17 protein-coding genes are annotated in these 19,349 nt (G+C 69.7%); 13 read left to right on the top strand and 4 right to left on the bottom strand.

Features of this window, described 5'->3' with window-relative positions; translation table 11 throughout:
• The 12 genes from ACIQU4_RS27965 to ACIQU4_RS27910 all read left to right on the top strand — a co-directional run bounded on the left by ACIQU4_RS27965 (nt 1) and on the right by ACIQU4_RS27910 (nt 13,472).
• A complete protein-coding gene (locus ACIQU4_RS27965) occupies nt 1-783 on the top strand; it encodes a hypothetical protein (protein WP_403736188.1) in 783 nt (260 codons plus the stop codon).
• Nucleotides 784-841: 58 nt separating this feature from the next.
• The gene (locus ACIQU4_RS27960) at nt 842-2,746 is read left to right on the top strand and encodes a polysaccharide deacetylase family protein (protein WP_403736185.1); all 1,905 of its coding nucleotides are present in this window, start codon (nt 842-844) and stop codon (nt 2,744-2,746) included.
• 14 nt (nt 2,747-2,760) lie between these two features.
• Nucleotides 2,761-4,281, top strand: a complete 1,521-nt coding sequence (locus tag ACIQU4_RS27955) for an AMP-binding protein (protein WP_403736182.1) — start codon at nt 2,761-2,763, stop codon at nt 4,279-4,281.
• Complete coding sequence (locus tag ACIQU4_RS27950) at nt 4,278-5,435, top strand: aminotransferase class I/II-fold pyridoxal phosphate-dependent enzyme (protein ID WP_403736179.1); 1,158 nt, start codon at nt 4,278-4,280, stop codon at nt 5,433-5,435. The genes ACIQU4_RS27955 and ACIQU4_RS27950 overlap by 4 nt, the downstream gene beginning before the upstream one ends.
• On the top strand, nt 5,428-6,693 hold the full coding sequence (locus ACIQU4_RS27945) for an asparagine synthase-related protein (RefSeq protein WP_403736177.1): 1,266 nt from the start codon (nt 5,428-5,430) through the stop codon (nt 6,691-6,693). The genes ACIQU4_RS27950 and ACIQU4_RS27945 overlap by 8 nt, the downstream gene beginning before the upstream one ends.
• Nucleotides 6,690-6,956: an acyl carrier protein gene (locus tag ACIQU4_RS27940; protein WP_403736175.1), complete on the top strand. Its 267-nt coding sequence runs from the start codon at nt 6,690-6,692 to the stop codon at nt 6,954-6,956. The genes ACIQU4_RS27945 and ACIQU4_RS27940 overlap by 4 nt, the downstream gene beginning before the upstream one ends.
• A 384-nt stretch (nt 6,957-7,340) precedes the next feature.
• Nucleotides 7,341-8,771: an NUDIX hydrolase gene (locus ACIQU4_RS27935; RefSeq protein ID WP_403736172.1), complete on the top strand. Its 1,431-nt coding sequence runs from the start codon at nt 7,341-7,343 to the stop codon at nt 8,769-8,771.
• 114 nt (nt 8,772-8,885) lie between these two features.
• Nucleotides 8,886-11,258 (top strand): methyltransferase, FxLD system, encoded by a 2,373-nt coding sequence (fxlM, locus tag ACIQU4_RS27930; protein WP_403736169.1) that lies wholly within the window; start codon nt 8,886-8,888, stop codon nt 11,256-11,258.
• Nucleotides 11,255-11,557, top strand: a complete 303-nt coding sequence (locus ACIQU4_RS27925) for a hypothetical protein (protein WP_403736166.1) — start codon at nt 11,255-11,257, stop codon at nt 11,555-11,557. Before fxlM ends, ACIQU4_RS27925 begins: the two co-directional genes overlap by 4 nt.
• A gap of 42 nt (nt 11,558-11,599) precedes the next feature.
• Nucleotides 11,600-12,121, top strand: coding sequence for a hypothetical protein (locus ACIQU4_RS27920; RefSeq protein WP_403736163.1), 522 nt, complete (start codon nt 11,600-11,602; stop codon nt 12,119-12,121).
• Between the two features lie 20 nt (nt 12,122-12,141).
• Nucleotides 12,142-12,921 carry a PIG-L deacetylase family protein gene (locus ACIQU4_RS27915; protein ID WP_403736579.1) on the top strand — a complete coding sequence of 260 codons (780 nt, stop codon included), beginning with the start codon at nt 12,142-12,144 and terminating at the stop codon, nt 12,919-12,921.
• Nucleotides 12,922-12,959: 38 nt separating this feature from the next.
• Nucleotides 12,960-13,472: a GFA family protein gene (locus ACIQU4_RS27910; RefSeq protein ID WP_403736160.1), complete on the top strand. Its 513-nt coding sequence runs from the start codon at nt 12,960-12,962 to the stop codon at nt 13,470-13,472.
• 272 nt (nt 13,473-13,744) lie between these two features.
• Here the strand turns inward: ACIQU4_RS27910 and ACIQU4_RS27905 are convergent, their stop codons facing one another.
• Nucleotides 13,745-15,172 (bottom strand): NAD(P)/FAD-dependent oxidoreductase, encoded by a 1,428-nt coding sequence (locus ACIQU4_RS27905; protein WP_403736157.1) that lies wholly within the window; start codon nt 15,170-15,172, stop codon nt 13,745-13,747.
• A 114-nt stretch (nt 15,173-15,286) separates the two neighbouring features.
• On the opposite strand from ACIQU4_RS27905, the gene ACIQU4_RS27900 reads away from it, so the two are divergent.
• Nucleotides 15,287-15,481, top strand: coding sequence for a hypothetical protein (locus ACIQU4_RS27900; RefSeq protein ID WP_403736155.1), 195 nt, complete (start codon nt 15,287-15,289; stop codon nt 15,479-15,481).
• Between the two features lie 6 nt (nt 15,482-15,487).
• Here ACIQU4_RS27900 and ACIQU4_RS27895 read toward each other — a convergent pair whose 3' ends face one another.
• The 3 genes from ACIQU4_RS27895 to ACIQU4_RS27885 all read right to left on the bottom strand — a co-directional run bounded on the left by ACIQU4_RS27895 (nt 15,488) and on the right by ACIQU4_RS27885 (nt 19,279).
• The gene (locus tag ACIQU4_RS27895) at nt 15,488-16,750 is read right to left on the bottom strand and encodes an NADH:flavin oxidoreductase/NADH oxidase family protein (protein ID WP_403736152.1); all 1,263 of its coding nucleotides are present in this window, start codon (nt 16,748-16,750) and stop codon (nt 15,488-15,490) included.
• A gap of 65 nt (nt 16,751-16,815) precedes the next feature.
• Nucleotides 16,816-18,027 (bottom strand): hypothetical protein, encoded by a 1,212-nt coding sequence (locus tag ACIQU4_RS27890; RefSeq protein WP_403736149.1) that lies wholly within the window; start codon nt 18,025-18,027, stop codon nt 16,816-16,818.
• 67 nt (nt 18,028-18,094) lie between these two features.
• Nucleotides 18,095-19,279 (bottom strand): MAB_1171c family putative transporter, encoded by a 1,185-nt coding sequence (locus tag ACIQU4_RS27885; protein WP_403736146.1) that lies wholly within the window; start codon nt 19,277-19,279, stop codon nt 18,095-18,097.
• Between the last annotated feature and the right edge of the window lie 70 nt (nt 19,280-19,349).

Below are 19,349 nucleotides of genomic sequence, written 5' to 3'. Positions count from 1 at the left end.
ATGAAGATAGGCATCATCGGCATGGGCCACGTCGGGCACTCGATGCGTGACCTGTTCCACGACCGCGCCGAGCTGGTCACCTACGACCAGGCGCACGACAGCTCGTACCCGCAGAAGGCCCTGGAGGCGTGCAACTTCGCGGTGGTGTGCGTGAACACGCCTTCCGGGTCCGACGGGGAGTGCGACGTGACCCACGTCGTCGACGCCATCAAGCGGGTCCCCACGCAGCGGATCCTGCTGAAGTCCACGGTGCCGCCCGGCACCACCGCCCAGCTGGCCGCCGCGACCGGCAAGGAGATCTGCTTCAGCCCCGAGTACGTCGGGGAGAGCACTTACTTCAACCCCGTGTGCGACGACCCGAGGACGATGTCGTTCGTCATCCTCGGCGGCGAGAAGTCGATCCGCGGCTACTTCCTCGACGCCCTGCTGCCGATTCTGGGACCCCACAAGACGTACTTCCAGTGCACGGCGGCCGAGGCCGAGGTCGTCAAGTACATGGAGAACGCGTTCTTCGCGACGAAGGTGACCTTCGTCAACGAGTTCCGGGAGATCGCCGAAGCGATGGGCGCCGACTGGCACACCGTCCGCGAGGGCTGGCTCCTCGACCCGCGCGTCGAGCCCTCGCACACCGCCGTCTTCGCCGACAACCCCGGCTTCGCCGGCAAGTGCCTGCCCAAGGACCTGTCCGCCATCATCGCCGCGGCGCGCACGGCCGGCGCCCGCCCGGACCTCCTGACCGCGGTCGCCCACAGCAACGAGCAGCGCCGAGCCGCGCTGCGCTGACCGCCCTGCCGCCCGGCGCGAGCGCAGCCGGGCGGCAGCCGTCCCCGGGAGGACCCGCATGCCCGTACCCACCGTCATCGGCGTCAACTATCACCGCATCGGCGACGTGGATCCCGCCAACCCCTACCACCGGCTCCACACCGTGTCCGAGGAGACCTTCGCCCGTCAGCTCGACATGATGCTGGACCTGGGCCAGGTCGTCTCCCTGGACCAGGTCCGCGCCGGCGAGGGCCTGGCCGAGGTCAACTTCGTCCTGTGCTTCGACGACGTCCCCGTCTCCGCGCTGACCGCCATCAACACCGTGCGCTCCTTCGGCCTTCCGCTGACGCTCTCCCCGGCGGGCCTGCTCACTGACACCGGGCTGGGCAACCGCGACAAGGTCTACGCCGTCGAGAAGTACGCCGACCCTCGGGCGATCGCCGAGCACATCGACACCCACCTTCCCGAGGCCGCGGGCCTGGGCACCTTCTACCAGCTCACCAAGAGCGCCGGCCTCGACCCCGAGGTGGTGGCCACGCAGCTGATCGACCCCCTGTACGCGACCGTCGAGGCGGCGGCAGCGCCGTATTTTGCGGAGCGCGGCTACCTGCCCTGGTCGAAGCTGCGGGAGCTGGCCGTGGACCCGATGGTCACCGTGGCCAACCACAGCTACGGCCACGACAACCTCGCGGCCCTCGGCGCCGACGCCGTGCGACAGGAGGTCGACCGCTCCCACGCACACTTCCAACGGCGTATGGGCACCGGCGCCCGGTACTTCACCGTGCCGTTCGGGCGCCTCACGCAGCAGCTCGCGCTGGATCTCCAAGATCCGCTCATCGATCGGGGGTACGCCGGAATCCTCTGGGTCGGCGCCGTCGGCGTGAGCATCCAGGCCCCCTACGAGCACCAAATCCTCCACCTGATGCGGCTGCACACCGCCGATAGTGTCGACGGCTTCGCCGCCCAGGTCCGCGCCGCCACCCGCGGGGCCACCCGCGCGGCAATCTGGCAGGTCCCCGCAACCACGCATGGGCGACCGGTCCAGGTCGTCCACGGCAGCGGGACCCGCCGCGCCGGGCAGCTGGAGATGCTGCTGCGCCAGGGCAAGGACTACGCCAGCGACCCGCAGTACTACCAGCACCAGTTCACCGACAACCCGCAGCGCGGCACGCGGCCCGACTACTGCACCGTCGAGGCCGACGGCCGCCCCGAGGCGATTGCCTACAGCTTCCACACGCGCTTCGCCCTGGACGGACACGCGGTGCCCGGCATCTACCTGTCCGGTTGGCGCAAGCTCCCGCACGCCCATGCCGCAGCCGCCGGCCAACTGCTCCGCGTCCACCTCTACCGTGAACCCATCGTCGGGGTATACCGGCCCAACCCGGACATCCACGCGGCCTTCCGCGGATGGCACCGAGCACGCGTCCACCAGCTCGACCTCCCCGTCACCGCCGAGCCCTCGCAGGCACACCAGGCCACCAGCGACGTGGAGGAGAGCGCCACGTTCCCCATGGACTTCGAGGCCCTGTGCGCCGCCTCGGCCAGGAACGCGGGATTCACCGTGATCCGCGACCCCGCCTACCACCAGTGGCGGCACAGCGCCTACCCCGTGGCCCCCGCCACATATCTGGCCGTACGCCGTGACGGCGAGCCCACGGCGCTGGCCGTCACGCTCCACCTCCATGGCGTCACGCACGTCATCGACTTCCACCTGGTCGCCGAAGAGGAAGCCGTGCCCCTGGCCAGCGCCGTCCTCGCGCACGCTGACGACCACGGGTCCACCACCGTCAGGTGGGAGACCAGCAGTCTTCACCTGGCCCGGGCCGCCGCCGAGCAGTTCGCGGCCACGGCCACGCCCTACGACAACTTCTACCGCTTCAACCCCGCTCTCCTGGCCAACCACGGAATCGCACCCCGGGCAGAGCGCTGGCCCGACTTCCTTCTGCACGAGACCGCCACCACCAGCGACGTCCTGCCGCGATGATCCGAAGGAGCCCCATGTACACGGTCGCGGACCTCCTCCTGAGCAACGCCCGGACGCGGGCGGGCGCGCCGGCCGTCATCGACGGCCCGAATGTCCTCACGTACAACCAGCTCGCCGACCGTGCGCACCACGCCGCTGGCCATCTGGCGTCACGCCTGACCTCCGGGGCCCGCATTGCCCTGCTCCTGCCTCGATCGGCGGACGCTGTTACCGCCTACTTCGCCGCGCACCTGGCGGGCCTCGTCCCCGTCTTCATCCACGACCAGCTGCGCCCCCGGCAGGTCGCACACATCATCGACCACAGCGAGGCCGGCCTCGCGCTCACCAGCCGCCGCCTCGCCGCGCGCCTGCACGAAGCACTGCCGCCGGAGCGCATCCTCACACCAGAGGACCTCACCCAGACCACCGACGGCACCCGCACCACCGTGCCCACCATCAGCCGGGACCTGGCCGGGCTGATCTACACCTCTGGGTCCACCGGCAGGGCCAAGGGCGTCATGCTCAGCCACGACAACCTGCTCAGCGGCGCCCGGATCGTGGCGGACTACCTGGGGTTGACGCAAGCAGACCGCACCCTCGCCCTGATGCCGTTCAGCTTCGACTACGGGCTGAACCAGGTCCTGGCCACCTTCCACGCCGGCGGCGCTGTCATCATCCAGCGTTCCGCCTTCGCACCCGACATCTGCCGCAGCCTGCTGGACCACGGTGTTACCGGCCTGGCCGGGGTTCCCAGCCTCTGGAGCGACCTCCTCCACCCCAGCTCTCCCTTCACCACAACCCGGTACCCCTCACTTCGCTACCTGACCAACACAGGCGGAGCCCTCACCCCCACGACCATCCAGGCGATCCGCTCCGCCCATCCCCAGTTGGACGTCTTCGCGATGTACGGGCTCACCGAGGCGTTTCGCAGCACGTATCTCGACCCTGCCCTGCTCGACAGCAAACCGACGTCGGTGGGAAGAGCCATACCCAACTGCCACGTCGACGTCCTCGACGAGGAGGGCAGGACGTGTCCCCCCGGCGTGGTGGGCGAGATCGTGCACCGCGGCCCCACTGTCACCATGGGCTACTGGCGCGATCCGGACACCACCACGCTCGTCTTCCGTCCGCGCGCGCGGCTGCGCCCGCCCTGGTCCGAGACCGTCGTCCATTCCGGTGACCTCGGCTACACGGACGCAGACGGCGACTTGTACATCGCCGGCCGGCGTGACGAGCTGACCAAGATCCAGGGCATCCGCGTGACGCCCAGCGAGATCGAGGCCGACATATCCGCCGCCGGCATGACTGCGGGCGTCGTCGCCCTCATCGTCCCGGACCCCGACGGCAGGCCGGATCCGTCCGTCCTCGTCGCCGTCGAGCCCCGGGATGCCTACTTCAACCTCGATGCCCTGCGCGCCTACTGCTCGGCCGAACTCCCGCCGCATATGCGCCCCCGCCGCATCGAGATCCTCGACAGCTTGCCCCGCACTCCGCACGGCAAGCCCGACCGCAAGCGTGTCCTGTCCCTCCTCACGAACACCTCGGAGGAGCAATGAACGCGGTCGCCCACGAGGAGCTGCTGCGGCCCTTGGAGGAGTTCACCCGCCTGCACCTCGACACGCTGCGCCGCTTCGGCGGCCGAGCCCTGGACTTGTCCTTCCCCAATCCCCAGTTCCTGAGCGATCCCCGGCCCTACGACGTCCTGGCCTCACTCGCCGCGCAGGCACGCCCCCTTGATCTGCGCTACAGCCCCTTCGGCGGATTTACTTCCGTGCGCCGGCGCGTCGCCGCTGCTCTCTCCAAACAGCACGGTCTGCCGTACTCGTGGAACGACATAGTCATGACCCCGGGCGCGACTGCCGCCCTCCGCGTCGTCTTGAACACCCTGTTCACCCCGCCCGACCGGATCATCCTGGTCACACCCTGTTGGATGGACTACCCCCTATACCTCCAGGACCTCGGCATCTCCTTCGACCTGGTCCCCACCACCGACGACAAGCACCTCGATGTGCAGGCGATCGCGAGTGCCTGGACCCCCCAGACCCGCGGCATCCTCATCGCCCAACCTGGCAGCCCCACCGGGGTCATCCACGACGACCGCGAACTCAAGCAACTGGCCTCGCTGATGCAGCGGCACTCGACGCCCACTCCGCCGCTGCTCATCGCCGACGAGGCGCACACACAGCAGGTCTGGGACAAAACCGCCTGCCCCGCGCCCGCCGCCCACTGGGCCGACACCCTCACGGTGCGCTCCTTCGGCAAGGCGTGGGACATGCAGGGACAGCGGACCGGATGCCTGGCCGTCTCCCCGCACTTGGGTATCCGCGACCAGGCCGTCGAGCAGCTCGTCCGGACCATGCGTGTCACCGGTCACTGCGCCCCTACAGCCCTCACCCAGCAGCTCGCCGCAACCCTGAGCGACACCGCGCCCGATCTGGGAGGGCTCTCCGGCCTCCAGCGCCACGCCCGTCAGCGGCTTCTCCGCCATGGCGTGATGACCCTCGACACGCACGCCACCCGATTTCTGTATGCCCGCTGCCCCGCACCGGACGACTGGGCCTTCGTTTCCCATCTGGCCCAACGGGGGGTCCTGGTGATGCCTTCTTCACTGTTCCACGAGACGGGCTGGTTCAGGATCGCCCTCAACTTCGGGACACCCGAGCTGGACCGGGCTCTCGACATCATCGGCGAGGAGTACAACCGTGCTTGAGTCTCATCTTCCCGTGGGCAACCTTTACTGGCACCCGGACGGGAGCACCCCCGTCGACGGTGTCACGCCGCACACGGCTGGCGGCCTCGCGGGGCGATTCGCCACTGTCCAGCACGACGGCAGACGCGTCACCGCCATCCGAGACCGGCTCGGTCTCAACAAGCTCTACGTCGGCTTCCACTCCGACCGAGGAGTCATCGCCGCGAACTACCTCCGCGATCTGGTCAAGGAAGGAATCGCCTTCACCGACACCTACGCGATCCCCGCCAGCAGCGTCGTCACCCTGGACCCGGACAAACGCGCGGGAACTGTCCGACACTTCGCGACACTCCCCGCCCGCGCCGGATCCACCCACAGCTCGTCCAGCCTCGCAGGCAAGGTCAGTGAGCTCATCGATCAGGGGATGAGCGACCTGAAGGCGGCACAGCCCAGCACTCCTGTCGCCGTCTGCCTGTCCGGCGGCGCCGACAGCTCCGTGGTCGCCGCCTACACCCGTCAGCACTTCCCCCATGCCGTCGCCTACTCCTACTCCTTCGGTAGCGACCGCCTCAGCCAGGACGCGGCAGCCGCCCAGCAGGTAGCCGACCACCTCGACATGCCCTTCAGGCTGGTTCAAGCTGACCAGCAGGACCTCCTCGACACGCTCTCTTCCGCGATCCTGAACGGCCAGGACTGGCGCGACTTCAACGTCCACGCCGCCATCGTCAACGAGCTGCTTGCCGCCGCCATCGCCGCAGACCACCCCCACGGCGCGCTCGTGTTCACCGGCGACCTCATGAACGAATTCCTCGCCGACTACACCCCGGTCACGTACTCGGACACCCTCTACTACCGTCTGCCGAACCTCCCCCGGGACCGGCTACGAGTCCACCTCACCCGCGGAATCCAGAACGGTGACCGCGAAGTCGGCGTATTCGCCGCGCACGGACTGACGGTCGTACAGCCTTACTGCTGGGCCGCAACCGAGCTGCTGGCCCTGCCCGAACCGGTCTCCAAGCCCCAGCTGATGGCTCATCTCGGGCGCCACAAGCTCCCCACCGGAACGCTCCGGCGGCCCAAGGTCCGGGCCCAGATCGGCGACCTCCACGCCGATACCGGCGTACTGCCCCAGCTACTGCAAGCCGGGATCACTCAGGACTACCTACAAGACCGTTTCAGGGACGCGCTGGGCATCTCCGACCCGGCGGACCTACACCGCACCGTTCGCGGCGGCATTCACCAGCCCGTGCCGCACACCCCTTCGGAAGGCAACTCATGACCTTCACCCTGGCCGACACGGCCACCCGCATCGAAGCATTCATCCGGCGCGAAGCCGCCGTCGCCGACGACGACCCGGGCTTCACTCGGCAGGCGAACCTCTTCGATACCGGCTACCTCGACTCCCTCACCGTCGTGGCCCTCACGGTGCACATCGAGGAGACCCTCGGCGTCCCCCTCAGCGACACCGACCTCTTCGACCCCCGATTCGCCACGATCAACGGCATGGCCGAACTGATCACTCAGCACGTCCGCCCCGCATAGCCGAACCGGCCCTCAGAACCTCATCCGTCACACGCGTATCGACACCGGCGATTCGGCCACCCGGCCCCGAAGCCGAAGCCGCGCCCCTCAAGGGTGGATGCACCCTGCACGAGACGCCTTCCGCGCCCCCGTACGGAATCCGCTTCGTCTCAAACACGTGTGTTCGACCACACACGCGTCCTCGTTGATCCCGGCAGCTCCACCCGACCGCAACACCCCAACGACCGACAAGGAGTTCACCTGAGCGGGCATCACGGAGCAGTCCTTAGCCGGCACCGGTCTGCCCTCCAATCGCCTGCAGCCGAAGTGGCCGGTTCCACAGTCCCCGTTCCAACGTCGAGAGGTACAGCCATGCCGCCCGCCCGCTCCGAGATCCGCAACCTCGTGGACACCTACCTGGAACGGCATCCGGCCGAGCACGGGCGCCTGGAGCCCCTGTTGAAAACCCTCGCCGAGCCCGACGAGCCGACGAGCCGTACGACACTACCTGGGCACATCACGTGCAGCGCCGTCGTAATCGACCGCAGCCAGCGTGTGCTGCACATTCAGCACAGGGCCAGTGGTCTGGCCCTCCCCCCTGGCGGCCACATCGACGCAGGCGACCGTACGCTCCTCGCCGCAGCGCTGCGCGAGGTCCACGAAGAGGCAGGAATCGCGCCCGGCGACCTGTGCCTCACCCCCCAGCTCCTCGAAGATCCGATCGACATCGACATCCACGACATCGCAGCGCGGCCGGACAAGGGCGAACCGGAGCATCAGCACTACGATGTCCGATTCGTCTTCTACCTCGCCCACGACGTTCCCCCACTCCTCTTGCAGGACGAAGAGGTCTCTGGTGCGGAATGGCTTCCGTTCGACCGGGTTACCTCGCCCCCGTTGCGCGCCAAGCTGGGCAACGCCGCGCTCGACGGCCGACCCGAGCCGGTGAATGCCTCGGCTCTGATCTTCAACGGGGCAGGCCGCTACTTGCTCCATCTGCGCGACCACAAGCCGGGCGTCATCTGGGAGTCAGGCGCGTTCGCCCTTCTCGGCGGTGGCCGCACGCACGGCGACCGGAGTCTTGAAGGCACCTTGCTGCGTGAGCTGTCCGAGGAGGTCCCTGGCCTACGTCTAGAGGACCTGGAACCGTATGCAGTGGAACAGGCCACCAGCATCGACGGCCTCAGCGTCCCGGTCCAGGTCTTCGCCGGCCGGTGGGGCGGCAACCCCGACCGGCTCCGGCTGCACGAGGGCGTGCTGGTGCGTTGGTTCACGCCCGACGAACTGGACCGGCTGCGCCTGAGCCCCGCCACCCGGGACCTGATTCGCCGACACGCGGCCGAGAACCCCCCGGACACCGGGTCGGCCGTGGCTCCTGCCGTGTGGGACGGGGGCAGCCGGACTGTGCTCAACGGTGTCGGGGTTCACCTCCACCTCGAAGACGCCGAGGGCCGGGTACTTCTCGGACTGCGTCACCCCAAGTCGAAGTACGCGGGCGACACCTGGCACTACCTCGCCGGGCGGTGCGAGCAGGAATCCGCCCTCTCATGCCTGGTCCGCGAGGCGTGGGAGGAAGCGGGGCTGGTCATCGACCCCGCGGACGTAGAGCTGGCGCACGTCGTCCACGTCGTCGATGCTCCGGGCAGCCTGCCCCTGATGCAGCTCGTCTTCCGAGCACGCCGGTGGGAGGGCACCCCCGAGGTTCGCGAGACCGACAAGTGTCTGGACTGGCAGTGGTGGCCGCGGCACGAGCTTCCGGACCGCCTCGTGTCCTACACCCGCACGGCCATCACCGCGATCTCCGAAGGCCGCGCCTATTCTCAGCTGGGCTGGTGAGCAGGGTGAGCACACCCGCTGGTAGCGGACCCGGCAGACGGGCCCAGCCCGAGCCCGCCTGCGCACCGAACAGCGCCCCTGACCCCCATCCCGCCCACCACGAGGAGCAGCACGTTGACGTACACAGCCCGCGACGTGTGGGAGCAGCACTACGGCGAGGGGAAGGAGTGGCGCCGGCTCGGTGAGCGCGAACAGCAACTCCTTGCCGAGCACGCCCCGGTCCCCGAGGGCGGGGGCCGGGCCCTGGATGTGGGCTGCGGGACCGGGGAGCTGGCCGCCCACCTGGCCAGGGCGGGCTACACCGTGGACGCCGTCGACCTCACGGACAGCGCGATCGCCCGGGCCCGCGAGGAGCACGCCGACGTCGAGGGCGTGCGCTGGCTGCAGCTGGACATCGAGCGCGACGACCCGGCCCCGCTGCACGAGGAGGGGTACGACCTGATCACGCTGCGGCTGGTGTACCCGTTCGTGAGGGACCGCAGTCGGACCGTTCACGGGCTGGACGAGCGGCTGCGCGACGGCGGCGCGCTCGTCGTCATCACCCCGATCGTCGAGAGCACGCCTGCGGAGCGGCGCGGGATCGCCCTGGACGAGGACGAGATCACGCTGCTCGGTGCGGGCTGGGAAACGGTGGAGCGGCTGGACGCGGACGGTCTGGCCTTCCTGGTCCTGTGCGGGCCGTGCCACCTCGACACCCGGGCCGTCGAGAAGCGGCCGACCACCGGCCACGCTCTGACCGGCGCCCTCGCCGTCGTCACCGACGACGCCGGCCGGGTCCTGCTGGGCCGCTCCCGGCGCGGCATGCTCGAGCTGCCCGGCGGCAAGACCACCGGCCCGGAGGACTTCGCCGCCGCCGCGGTGCGCGAACTCACTGAGGAGACCGGGCTGGTCGCCGATCCGGCCGACGCGCACGTGGTGACGATGCTGGTCGACGACAGCCACGGGGTCCCGCGGCTCACGGCCGTCGTCCGGATCACCGCCTGGACGGGCACTCTGGCCAACCCTGAGCCGGACAAGTTCGACCGGTGGGAGTTCTTCGACCTCCACGCCCTCGCCTGCGTCGGGGACGTGTTCGCCCCGGCCGCTCTCGCGCTCGACGCCGTGTGGCCCGGCATCCTTCCCGGCCTGCCGCCGGCGACCGCCTACCCCATCGCCGCCGACCAGCCGCCCGTGCCGGGGGAACCGGCCGAGGCCGCCAGACTGCGCGCGGCAATGACCCAGATGGTCGTCGACGGCGGCTGGGCCCCCTCCGCGCCGGTCCAGGAGGCGCTGCGGACCGTGCCCCGCCACCGCTTCGCCCCGGAGGCGAACCTCGTCGCCGCGTACGACGGCGGCGACCGGGCCGTCATCACCCGGTACGACGAGGCCGGGACGGCGATCAGCTCCGTGTCCGCGGCCTGGCTTCAGGCCGACATGATCGAGCACCTGGGCCTGAAGCCGGGCGCGGTCGTGTTCGAGGCGGGATCCGGCGGCTACAACGCCGAGCTGATCGCCCACGTCACCGGACCCGGCGGCCGCGTGGTCACCGTCGACATCGACCCGTGGGTCGTGCGCCGCACCCGCCGGTTCCTCACGGAGGCCGGCAGCGGACGCGTCACAGCCGTCGAAGCCGACGCCGCCCTCGGCGCCCCCGCCCCTCTCGTGCCGCGCCGCGGCTTCGACGCCAGCATGATCACCTACAACTGCTGGGACATCGCCCCGGCCTGGCGAGAGCAACTGACCGAGGGCGGCCGCCTGGTCCTACCGCTGGAGCTGGGCGGCTACACCCGAGCGGTCACCTTCGAACGCCGCGGCGAGGTGCTGCGCGCCCGCCACCTCACGTACTGCGGCTTCGTCCGCGACCAAGGGCAACAGGCCCGCACCGTCCCAGTCCTCTCCCTCCTCGACGGCGGTCTGACGCTCCGCTTCGAGCACGGCACCGCCGCCGATACGACGGGCTTGGAGGAGGCACTGCGCGGGCCGCGGCACGATGTCCCCACGGGCGTGACGATGGGCGCGAGCGCCTACTTTGGTTCCCTGCAGCTGTACGCGGCCACCACCCTGGCCGGCTTCTGCCGCCTGGCCGCCCACCAGGAACCGGATGTGGGTGTGACCGGCATCGCGAAGGACCGCGACGCCCCCGCGATCGTCGGCGACGCCTCGCTCGCCTACCTGATCCACGTCAAGACCAAGGACGGCGACCACCCGCAGGACAAGGAGTGGGAGTGGACCGTCCACGCCTTCGGCGAGCAGGGACCCGCGCTCGCCGAGCGGCTGGCGGACACGGTGCGGGCCTGGGACCGCCACGTCCGCGCCGACGACAACGACCAGCACGCCGATCCCGTCCTGACGGTCCACCCGGCCGGCACGCCCGACGACGCGCTGCCCGCCGGCGACGTCCTGGACAAGGAGTACTGCCGCCTGGTGTTCCGCTGGCCCGGGCGTGACGTGCCGCAGCCCCAGCCTGTTGAGCACTCCGGGGCCGGCGTCGTCACGGAGGGGGTGTGACGGTGGAACGGGCAGCACCCGAGGCGGTGTTCGTCGCACCGACGGAGCTTGGTGATCGAGAACGGATGCGGCGCGCGCACGCGGCCGCCGCCCAGCAGTTCCAGGTGGCCGCGTCGGGGCCGGAGGTGTGGGGGTGGCAGGGCCGCACCCTGGGGCGCCAAACCGGACACTGTTGGCTGCGTATCGTCTCTGCCGAAGTGGACAAGGCGGGCGGACGGCTGTGGGAGGGGACGGCGGCCGCGGACACGCACGTGCCCCGGTCGGTACCGCGGCCGCGGCTTCGCGGCGTCCTCGACTAGACCTCACGGGACGTCGCCTACCGGGCCGAGCTCACCGAGTACGTGTCCGTCCCGCCGGTCACCCGGGGCACTCCCGCCCTCGACCAGGACGTCGATCTGCCCGACTCGTGGTGGGCGGAGCTGAAGGCCGCGCTCGGCACGCTCGCGACGGTGCCCACCGACCGGGAGTCCGTACGGCAGAACTGGGTCGACCGGAACTTCCGCCACTTCCTCGGCATCGACCCCGTCCGGATCCGTGAGACGACGACCGGGCACGCCGACCTGCACTGGGCGAACCTCACCCGCGCGCCCCTGGTCCTGCTCGACTGGGAGAACTGGGGCCGCGTGCCCGCCGGCTACGACCTGGGTCTGCTCCACGCGTACTCGCTCGCCGCACCGGCGACCGCCGCCCGGATCCGGAGCGAGTTCGCCCACGTCCTGGACACGGACGCCGGTCGGACCGGCGAACTTGTCGCGCTCGCCCAGCTCCTCCAGGCATGCTCCCGCGGCGTCCACTCCGCCCTCGCCCCGCTCATCGCCCGCCGGGCCCAAGAGCTCACCGACACCCCCGTCCCCATGCACTGACCGGCCCGGAGGCCCCCGTGATGCAGCCGACCGCCGTTCCCTCCCTGCTCGGAGTCTTCGCCCACCCGGACGACGAATCCCTCCTCGCCGGCGGTGTGCTCGCCCAGCACGCCGCCGCAGGCGCCCGCACCGCGGTCGTCACCGCCACCTGGACGGCCGACAGCCACCGAGCGGCCGAACTTGCCGAGGCCCTGGACGTCTTGGGCGCCGGGGCCCCGCGGCTGCTCGGCTACGCCGATGCCCGCAACCCCGCCTCGGCGCCCAGCGGCGGCGCAGTACGGCTTGTCGACGCGGCCCTCGACGAGGCTGTCGGCCGCCTCGTCGGACACATCCGGGAGGTCCGGCCCGACGTCGTCGTCGGCCACGACGCCTTGGGCCAGCTCACGGGGCACCCGGACCATCGGCGTGCCCACCAGGTCACCCTCCGGGCCGTCGAGGCTGCCGGGCTGCCGCACCTGTATCCCGATGCCGGCGAGCCTTGGCGGCCGACCGCCCTGTACGCGGCCACGCACTCGGAATCCGGTGTGGGCCTGCTCGGCCCGCTCCTTCGGAGTGTGGGCAAGACGGTCCTCGCGGTGCCGGACACGCACGTGACCGCGACCGTCGACGTCTCCCCGTGGGCCGCGCAGAAGTGGCAAGCGATCCTCGCCCACCGCAGCGAGGTCGCCCGTCCGCGGCCCCTGCCCGGCCTCCTCGCCCGCCTGCCCGAAGCCCAACGCAACGAGATCATCCGCACCGAGTCCTTCACACGACTCTCCCCCGCCGCCACGCCGGGCGACCCTCATCGGCTCACCCCCTGACCAGCCCGCGCCCAGCCCCCATCGAACCGAGGACCTTCATGAGCAACACGCCACCCCCGCCCACCCAGCCCCTGCCCGCCGAACACGCCGACACCCTGCCGCCAGCAGCATCGGACGCGCCGGCGCCGGTTCGAACAGGACACTGCCAGTGCGGCCGAATCTCCTACCAGGTCAGCGGCGTCCCTGATGATCCGCACCTCTGTTCCTGCGTCCACGAGACCCGGATCTCCGGCGGGCCCGCAGTGCTATGGGTGGGATTCCACCTGGACTCCCTGACCTGGACCGGGTCCGGCGGCGAGCCGAAGTGGTACTCGACCTACCCGACGCTCCACCGTGGCTTCTGCCCCGACTGCGGCACACATCTGGTGTCCGTGGCCGACGGTTCCAGCATGATCATGGTGACCGGCTTCAGCCTCACCGACCAGAGCGGCATCGAACCCCTCGGCCACTCCTACCGCGACATCGCCGCGCCCTGGATGAGCATCACCCTCGCGCGGGGCTCGGAGCACGGAGAAAACGAAGCCCCGATGACCGCGTCTGCGCGGTCCTGATCACCCTGGTCGCCGCCACCCCCACGTCCAGCGTGTTCTCACGGGCAGGAACACAGCCTGGTGCTGATGGCACCGGACGGGTCATCCCCGCCGCGTAGACCTCAGGCGAGGAAGCTGGTGGTGGCGGCGCACCTGTGCGGACCAGCCTGACGGACGTGCGCCGCACGGAACGAGGGTGAACCGGGCACCGCTCAGGCGGTACCCGGCTAGCTGTCAATCACCCTTCAACCTTCGCCAGAGCAGGATGCGACGGACACGGCAAGCTGCGGCCTTTACACTTTGAACGGAACGCTCCGCCCGGGCGCGTTCAAGACCCGCTGCTCCGCAAGAGTCAGGTCTGGGCCCGGCAGCGCGGGCTGCCGTGGGCCCCGAAGTGCTGCGAGCAGCACGGCAGGATGGGCGAGTGCTCTAACGTCCGCCTGGAGCGTCATAACCTCGGTGAGGGCGTCGGTGGCTGTGAGGTCGCCTGTGGCGGTGTGGATGAGACGGTGGACGTACGCGCTGGTCACGCGGTCGATGAGGTTGGGCTTCTTACCTTGGGAGTTCGGGAAGAAGATGTCCTGTCCCGTGGCCAGCATCCAGGCGGCGGTGGCGGGCCGACCGATGGCCCTCTGTGCGTGCCGGGTAAAGCCGCTCGCGCCGATGTTGCCCCGCTTGGCGACGACTTCAGCCAGGGCCCGGGCGCTCTGCGCGGCGACTGACATGCCGTGGCCGTAGACGGGGTTGAGGGCGGTGGCGGAGTCACCGATTGCTACGAACCCGTCGGGCATGTGGCGGCCCAGCTTCTCGTAGTGGCGGCGGCGGTTTGCCGTGGTCCGGGTGACGGTGACCGGTCCGAGCGGCTCCGCCCGGGCCAGGATCTCGGCGACGAGTGGGCTTCGAGCCTGGGCGGCGTACGCCTCGTACGCTTCGCTGTCATTGGTGGGTTCGCCGCCGCGGGTTCCGGACAGGCTGACCAGCCAGTCACCACCTTCGATGGGCACGATGGAGGCGATCTTGCCGGGATTGGGACGGCGGGGGTCGGCCTGGATGTGGATCACGGGCCACGACTTCGGGGTGTCGGCGGGAGCCTTGTACCGGCGGCTGGCGTAGGTGACGCCGGCGTCGATGACGCTCTCCGGGATGGATGGCACCCCGAGGTCCTCAAGCCACCGAGGCGCGCGCGAACCGCGGCCCATCGCGTCGACGACGAGGTCGGCTCGCAGGATCTCCTCGGTGCCGTCCGGGCGCCGGACCACGGATCCGGTGATGCGGGCATGGTTACCCAGGAGCCGGGTCGGTTCACCCTGCATGAACTGGATCCCCAGGTGTTCATCTAGGCCCGCGCGGACCCCCCAGTCGATGAGGTCGCGACTCGCGGTGATGAGGAAGTGCGACTCGGGCCACCTGCGAAACCACCCTCCGGGGGAGAGCGAGACCATGCCGGTGGGCAGGGGGATACGGTGGGCGCCGCCGGACAGCCATCGGGAGGTCGTGCCGGGCACCAGGGCCTCGATCGCCTTCGCGCCACCAGACCAGAGCATGTGGGCGTGACGGGCTTGTGGCAGGCCGCGGCGCGGCTGCGGTGTGGCGGGCAGCATGTGCCGCTCGATGAGGATGGTCTCGTCGCAGTGCGGGGCGAGTGCTGCTGCGGCGAGGGTGCCGGCCAGGCCGCCGCCCAGGACGAGGACGCGGCGGGTGGATGAGTGAGGCGCGGTCATGTCCTGCGGTCTCCTTGTCTGGGGGCCCGGGGGTGGCCGGTGGCTGGTAGGAAGGGGTGGCTGGGATTCGCGGTCGGCCGGGTGCGGATGGAGCTTCGGCCGTAGAGTCCTGCCATGATCAAATTCATTGGGGGGCCTCTCGACGGCGAGCGCGAGCTGCACTTCTCCGTCGCCGAGGCGCCCGTGAACATCGACGGGCGCACCGCAGGCAGGTACGTGCGCCGCAGCGCGGAGGGGGACGCACCGGGGGTCTACGAGTGGGTGCCCGAGCCGACTGCGCAGCAGGAGGCGGGAGGTACTCCTGCCTGACGCAGGTCAGCTGCTGTGCAAGACGTCCGTTTCCGGCGCGGGGTTCGATGCGAGCCATTCCGCGTAGGCGCGAACCCTGCCCCGCTGACGCATGGCGTCGAGTAGGAAGGCCAGCCGTGGGGAGGTCTTGGGCCGGGGACTCCGTCCATCCGCGGTGCGGCGCAGATGGGCCCGGATGTAGGAGAGCGCGCCGGCACTGGCGAGGTCCTGGTCCCGCCAGGGGAGGTACGGGGCGAAAACATCGGCTTCGTGGCCGGACAGCCAGCGGGAGGGCAGTTCGGGGTCGAGGGCGAGCGCTCGGGCCATTCCAACCATCGCGAATCCCCGCTTGAGGACCTCCTCGGCGGTCCCCCGGCGGCCGATGCCACCCGTGAGCATCAGGGGCAGCCGTGTGGAGCGTGCCAGGTGCTCCGAGAGGGAGAGGAAGTACGCCTCCTTGTCCAAGGCGCGCTGGTCAGCCGTCCGGCCCATGGTCGCGGCGCTCTCCACGCTCCCTCCGGAGAGCTCGACCAGGTCCACGCCGAGCCGCTCAAGGAATCCGAGGACCGTTGCCGCTTCGTCGAGGTCGAAACCGCCGTGCTGGAAGTCGCTCGCATTCAGCTTCACTCCGACGCCGAAGCCGGAAGATACCTCTGCACGGACTGCGCGGGTGACCTCGACAAGGAGCCGTGCCCTGTTCTCGAGACTGCCACCCCACCGGTCGACGCGCCGGTTGGCGAGCGGCGAAAGGAACTGGCTCAGGAGATACCCGTGGGCGCCGTGGATCTGTACGCCGTGGAAGCCGGCCTCCTCGGCGCGCCGTGCCGTGACGGCGAAGCGGGCGATCGTGGCCATGATGTCGTCCTCGGTCATGGCGGTGGGCCGAGCGAAAGCGGCGGTGTGCTTGCCGAGGCTGATGCCGATGTCGGAGGGCGCCCAGGCCAGGCCCGGCATGTTTGAGTACACCTGGCGGCCCGGGTGGTTGATCTGCATCCAAATCTGTCCTCCGTCTGCCCCGCCCGCAGCGGCCCACGTGCGGAAGGGCGCGAGGGGTGTATCGGCGTCGAGCACGATCGTCCCTGGGGAGGTCAGTGCGCGCCGGTCGACCATGACATTGCCGGTGACGATCAGGCCGCTGCCGCCGTGAGCCCATCGGCGGTACAGCGTCGCGATCCGCTGGTCGGGGAGCTGTCCGGGTTGGCTCGCCATGCTCTCTTCCATGGCGGCTTTGGCCAGCCTGTTTGGAATCCACGAGCCGTTGGGCAGTTCTAGCGGGGCGGACAGATGCATGGCGGGTTCCCCCTGTTCGGTGACGGATGCCGGTCGGCCTGACGGCGTGGTGTTGTCCAGGCGTGTCACGGTGTGCGGGCCGCCAGGAAACGTCCGGCACCCGTCCTGGCACGCCCCATGAGCTGTGCGAGAAGCCGGTGCTTGGGAGCTGGCTGCCGGGCCAGCATGGGGCGCGGCCACAGCCGGGCGATTTCCTTGGCGATGCCGCGCTGGGCACGCAGGGCGAGCGTCGGGTGTGAGATGCCGCCCTCTGCCAGGGCGGACCGCAGGGCGCGAACAGCGGCCTCCGCGGCCTGAGGGCCGCTCGCGTGGCCGGGCGCGAAGGTGGCACAAGCGTCGCCGAGAACCACAAGCCGGCGCGGCCACGTCTTGGCCTTGTCGTATCGGCGCCACCGAGGATCGACCGCTGCGGGGCAGTCCACCTCGCTGAGCGGGTCAGCCGTGCCGATCAGCTCTCCGACGCGGGGATCGGACAGCGCGAGAGCTGCCTTCTCAAAAAGGCCGCCGTCCGTCAACTCCTCACCCGCGGGAGCGGTCTGGGATACCGCCCATACGTCGTTCTCGATCGGAACGAGGACAGCAGAGCGTGCCCCGTCTGCCACCGCGGTAACCGAGACGTCGGCGCAGTCGGCCGGGGCGCGGTAGAGGCGACTCGTCCAGGCGCCGGCCGTAGCGGTGCTGACGGAGACGATGCTGTGGCCGAGTCCTGCCAGCCAGGACGGGGTGAGGGAGTCCGTGCCGCTTGCATCCACGATCAGGTCGGCGTTCACTTCGTGGACGACGTCGCCTCCGAGTCGCACACGGACGCCGCGTACTTCTTCCTTGTCGCCGATGAAGCCGACCGCCACGGCGTCGTCCCACAGCAAGGTATCCCGCCCGTGGCCGGGGTTGGCCGGGACGATCTCCCGCAGGACGCTGCTGAGCAGCTCCTGGCTGCACGAGAGAAGCCGGGTGGGCCCCCACAGGGGCGGCCCGTCGAGCTGAGGGCGCTCGATCACGCTTCCGCGAACCGGCAGGGGGGATTCCTTAGCCCCGCGGGCACGCAGTTCAGCGACAGAGCCGTACACCAGGTCCTGCACGTCGTAGATACCGCCGATGTGCAGGACCTGTCCGGGTGGTGCGGACGGCAGGGCGCCGTCGATTCCTGCCGGTGTGCCGTGGCCGGCAAGTACCAGGACGTCGACGTCGTACCGGGAGATCATGGACGCTGCCAGCAGGCCGGCATAGCCGCCGCCGATGACTACGGCGTTGACTCGGGTCGGGTGTGTGGTGGTCATGATGGTTCTCTCTGTACGGGGGCTGCATCCCACGAGGGAAGGCCGGTCGCGTGTACGCCGGTCGCGGTCAGGGTGCTGTGGCCACCAGTTCGGATGTACGGGAGCTGCGCACCAGGGGTGAGCGGGCGAGCGCTTTGGACAGGCTGACCAGCAAGTCGGTGCTGTCGGCCGAGCTCACGGTCCACCTGCCCTTGGGGGTGAGGGGTGCAGCGGCCGGGTCTCCCTTGGCGATGACTGCGCGAGCGATCACCGCTGCGTCTGCTTCGCTCTGGGCCCTCTCTGGGGCATGACCTTGAGCGATGGCCTGCTGGTAGACCTCCGCGCCCACGGTGCCATCGAAGAACGGGCAGAGTCGCAAGACTGCGTCGTTGATGTCCCTCTCGCGCTGCATGAGCCGCAGGTCGATGGGCTCCCACCACTGCATCGGCTCGGGGCTCGTCGAAGGGATCTCGGACCGGATTTCCAGCCACAAAGGTTGCAGAAGCTGATACCGCTGAAAGGATCTCCAGCGCGAATTCGCTCCTTGCCCGATGGGCGGGATCAAGAATCCGGCCGCGACGAGAAAAGCCGAAAAGCTCGCCAGGGTGAACGCGACGTTGGTGCTTAGCCAGTCAAGATTGTGACCAGTCCACCGCGCGACGATCGCAACATACTTGAGGAAGTCGTAGGCGAAAGTGAGAGCATTTCCTGAAGCGATGAAAAGCAGGCCGACTCTCAGGGCGCCGGGTACCTTCCTCGACCACCGCCAGCACAGGATCCCCATGGTGACCGCCGCAACGGTGTGTGCCGCCAGGTAGAGAAGGATCATCTCGCGGATATACGGGGTGCTGGCGTAGTAAGTGTCCAGGTCGCGCAGCCTCTCCACGTGGGCATCCCCCAGTGCGAAGAGCACCGCGATGGCCACGATGGCCACGCCGTAGACGGCCAGGCACAGACGGGTCGCCCGCCGGAGCTTGTTGGCGTCTTCATCTCCACGCCAGTGGATCAGCAGCACGATGGCCGTACCGTCGAATGCGGTCAGGATGCCGTACACGATGGGGGCGGCAATGTTCGGGATGCCTATCCATTTGTTGATCAGGGCGAGCATCGGCGGTGCCGCAGTCGCGAAGAGGAGGGCTGCGACGAAGAGCGAGGCGGACACGGCTCGCAGGAGAGTGTCGCCCGCGTTCTTGCGCAGAGCCGCGAACTTGATGGAGGCGGCCACGAGGAGAACCACGGCAGAACTGATGTAGAGCGCACCAGCCGTATTCATGGGCGACCCTCAAGTTTCCGTATGGAGAATCCGTTGTTGAAACTGAGGTCGGTTCGGCCGCTGGCCGGGG

Source organism: Streptomyces sp. NPDC090741, from assembly GCF_044769045.1.
Lineage (GTDB): Bacteria > Actinomycetota > Actinomycetes > Streptomycetales > Streptomycetaceae > Streptomyces.
This window is presented reverse-complemented; position numbering and strand designations above follow the sequence as displayed.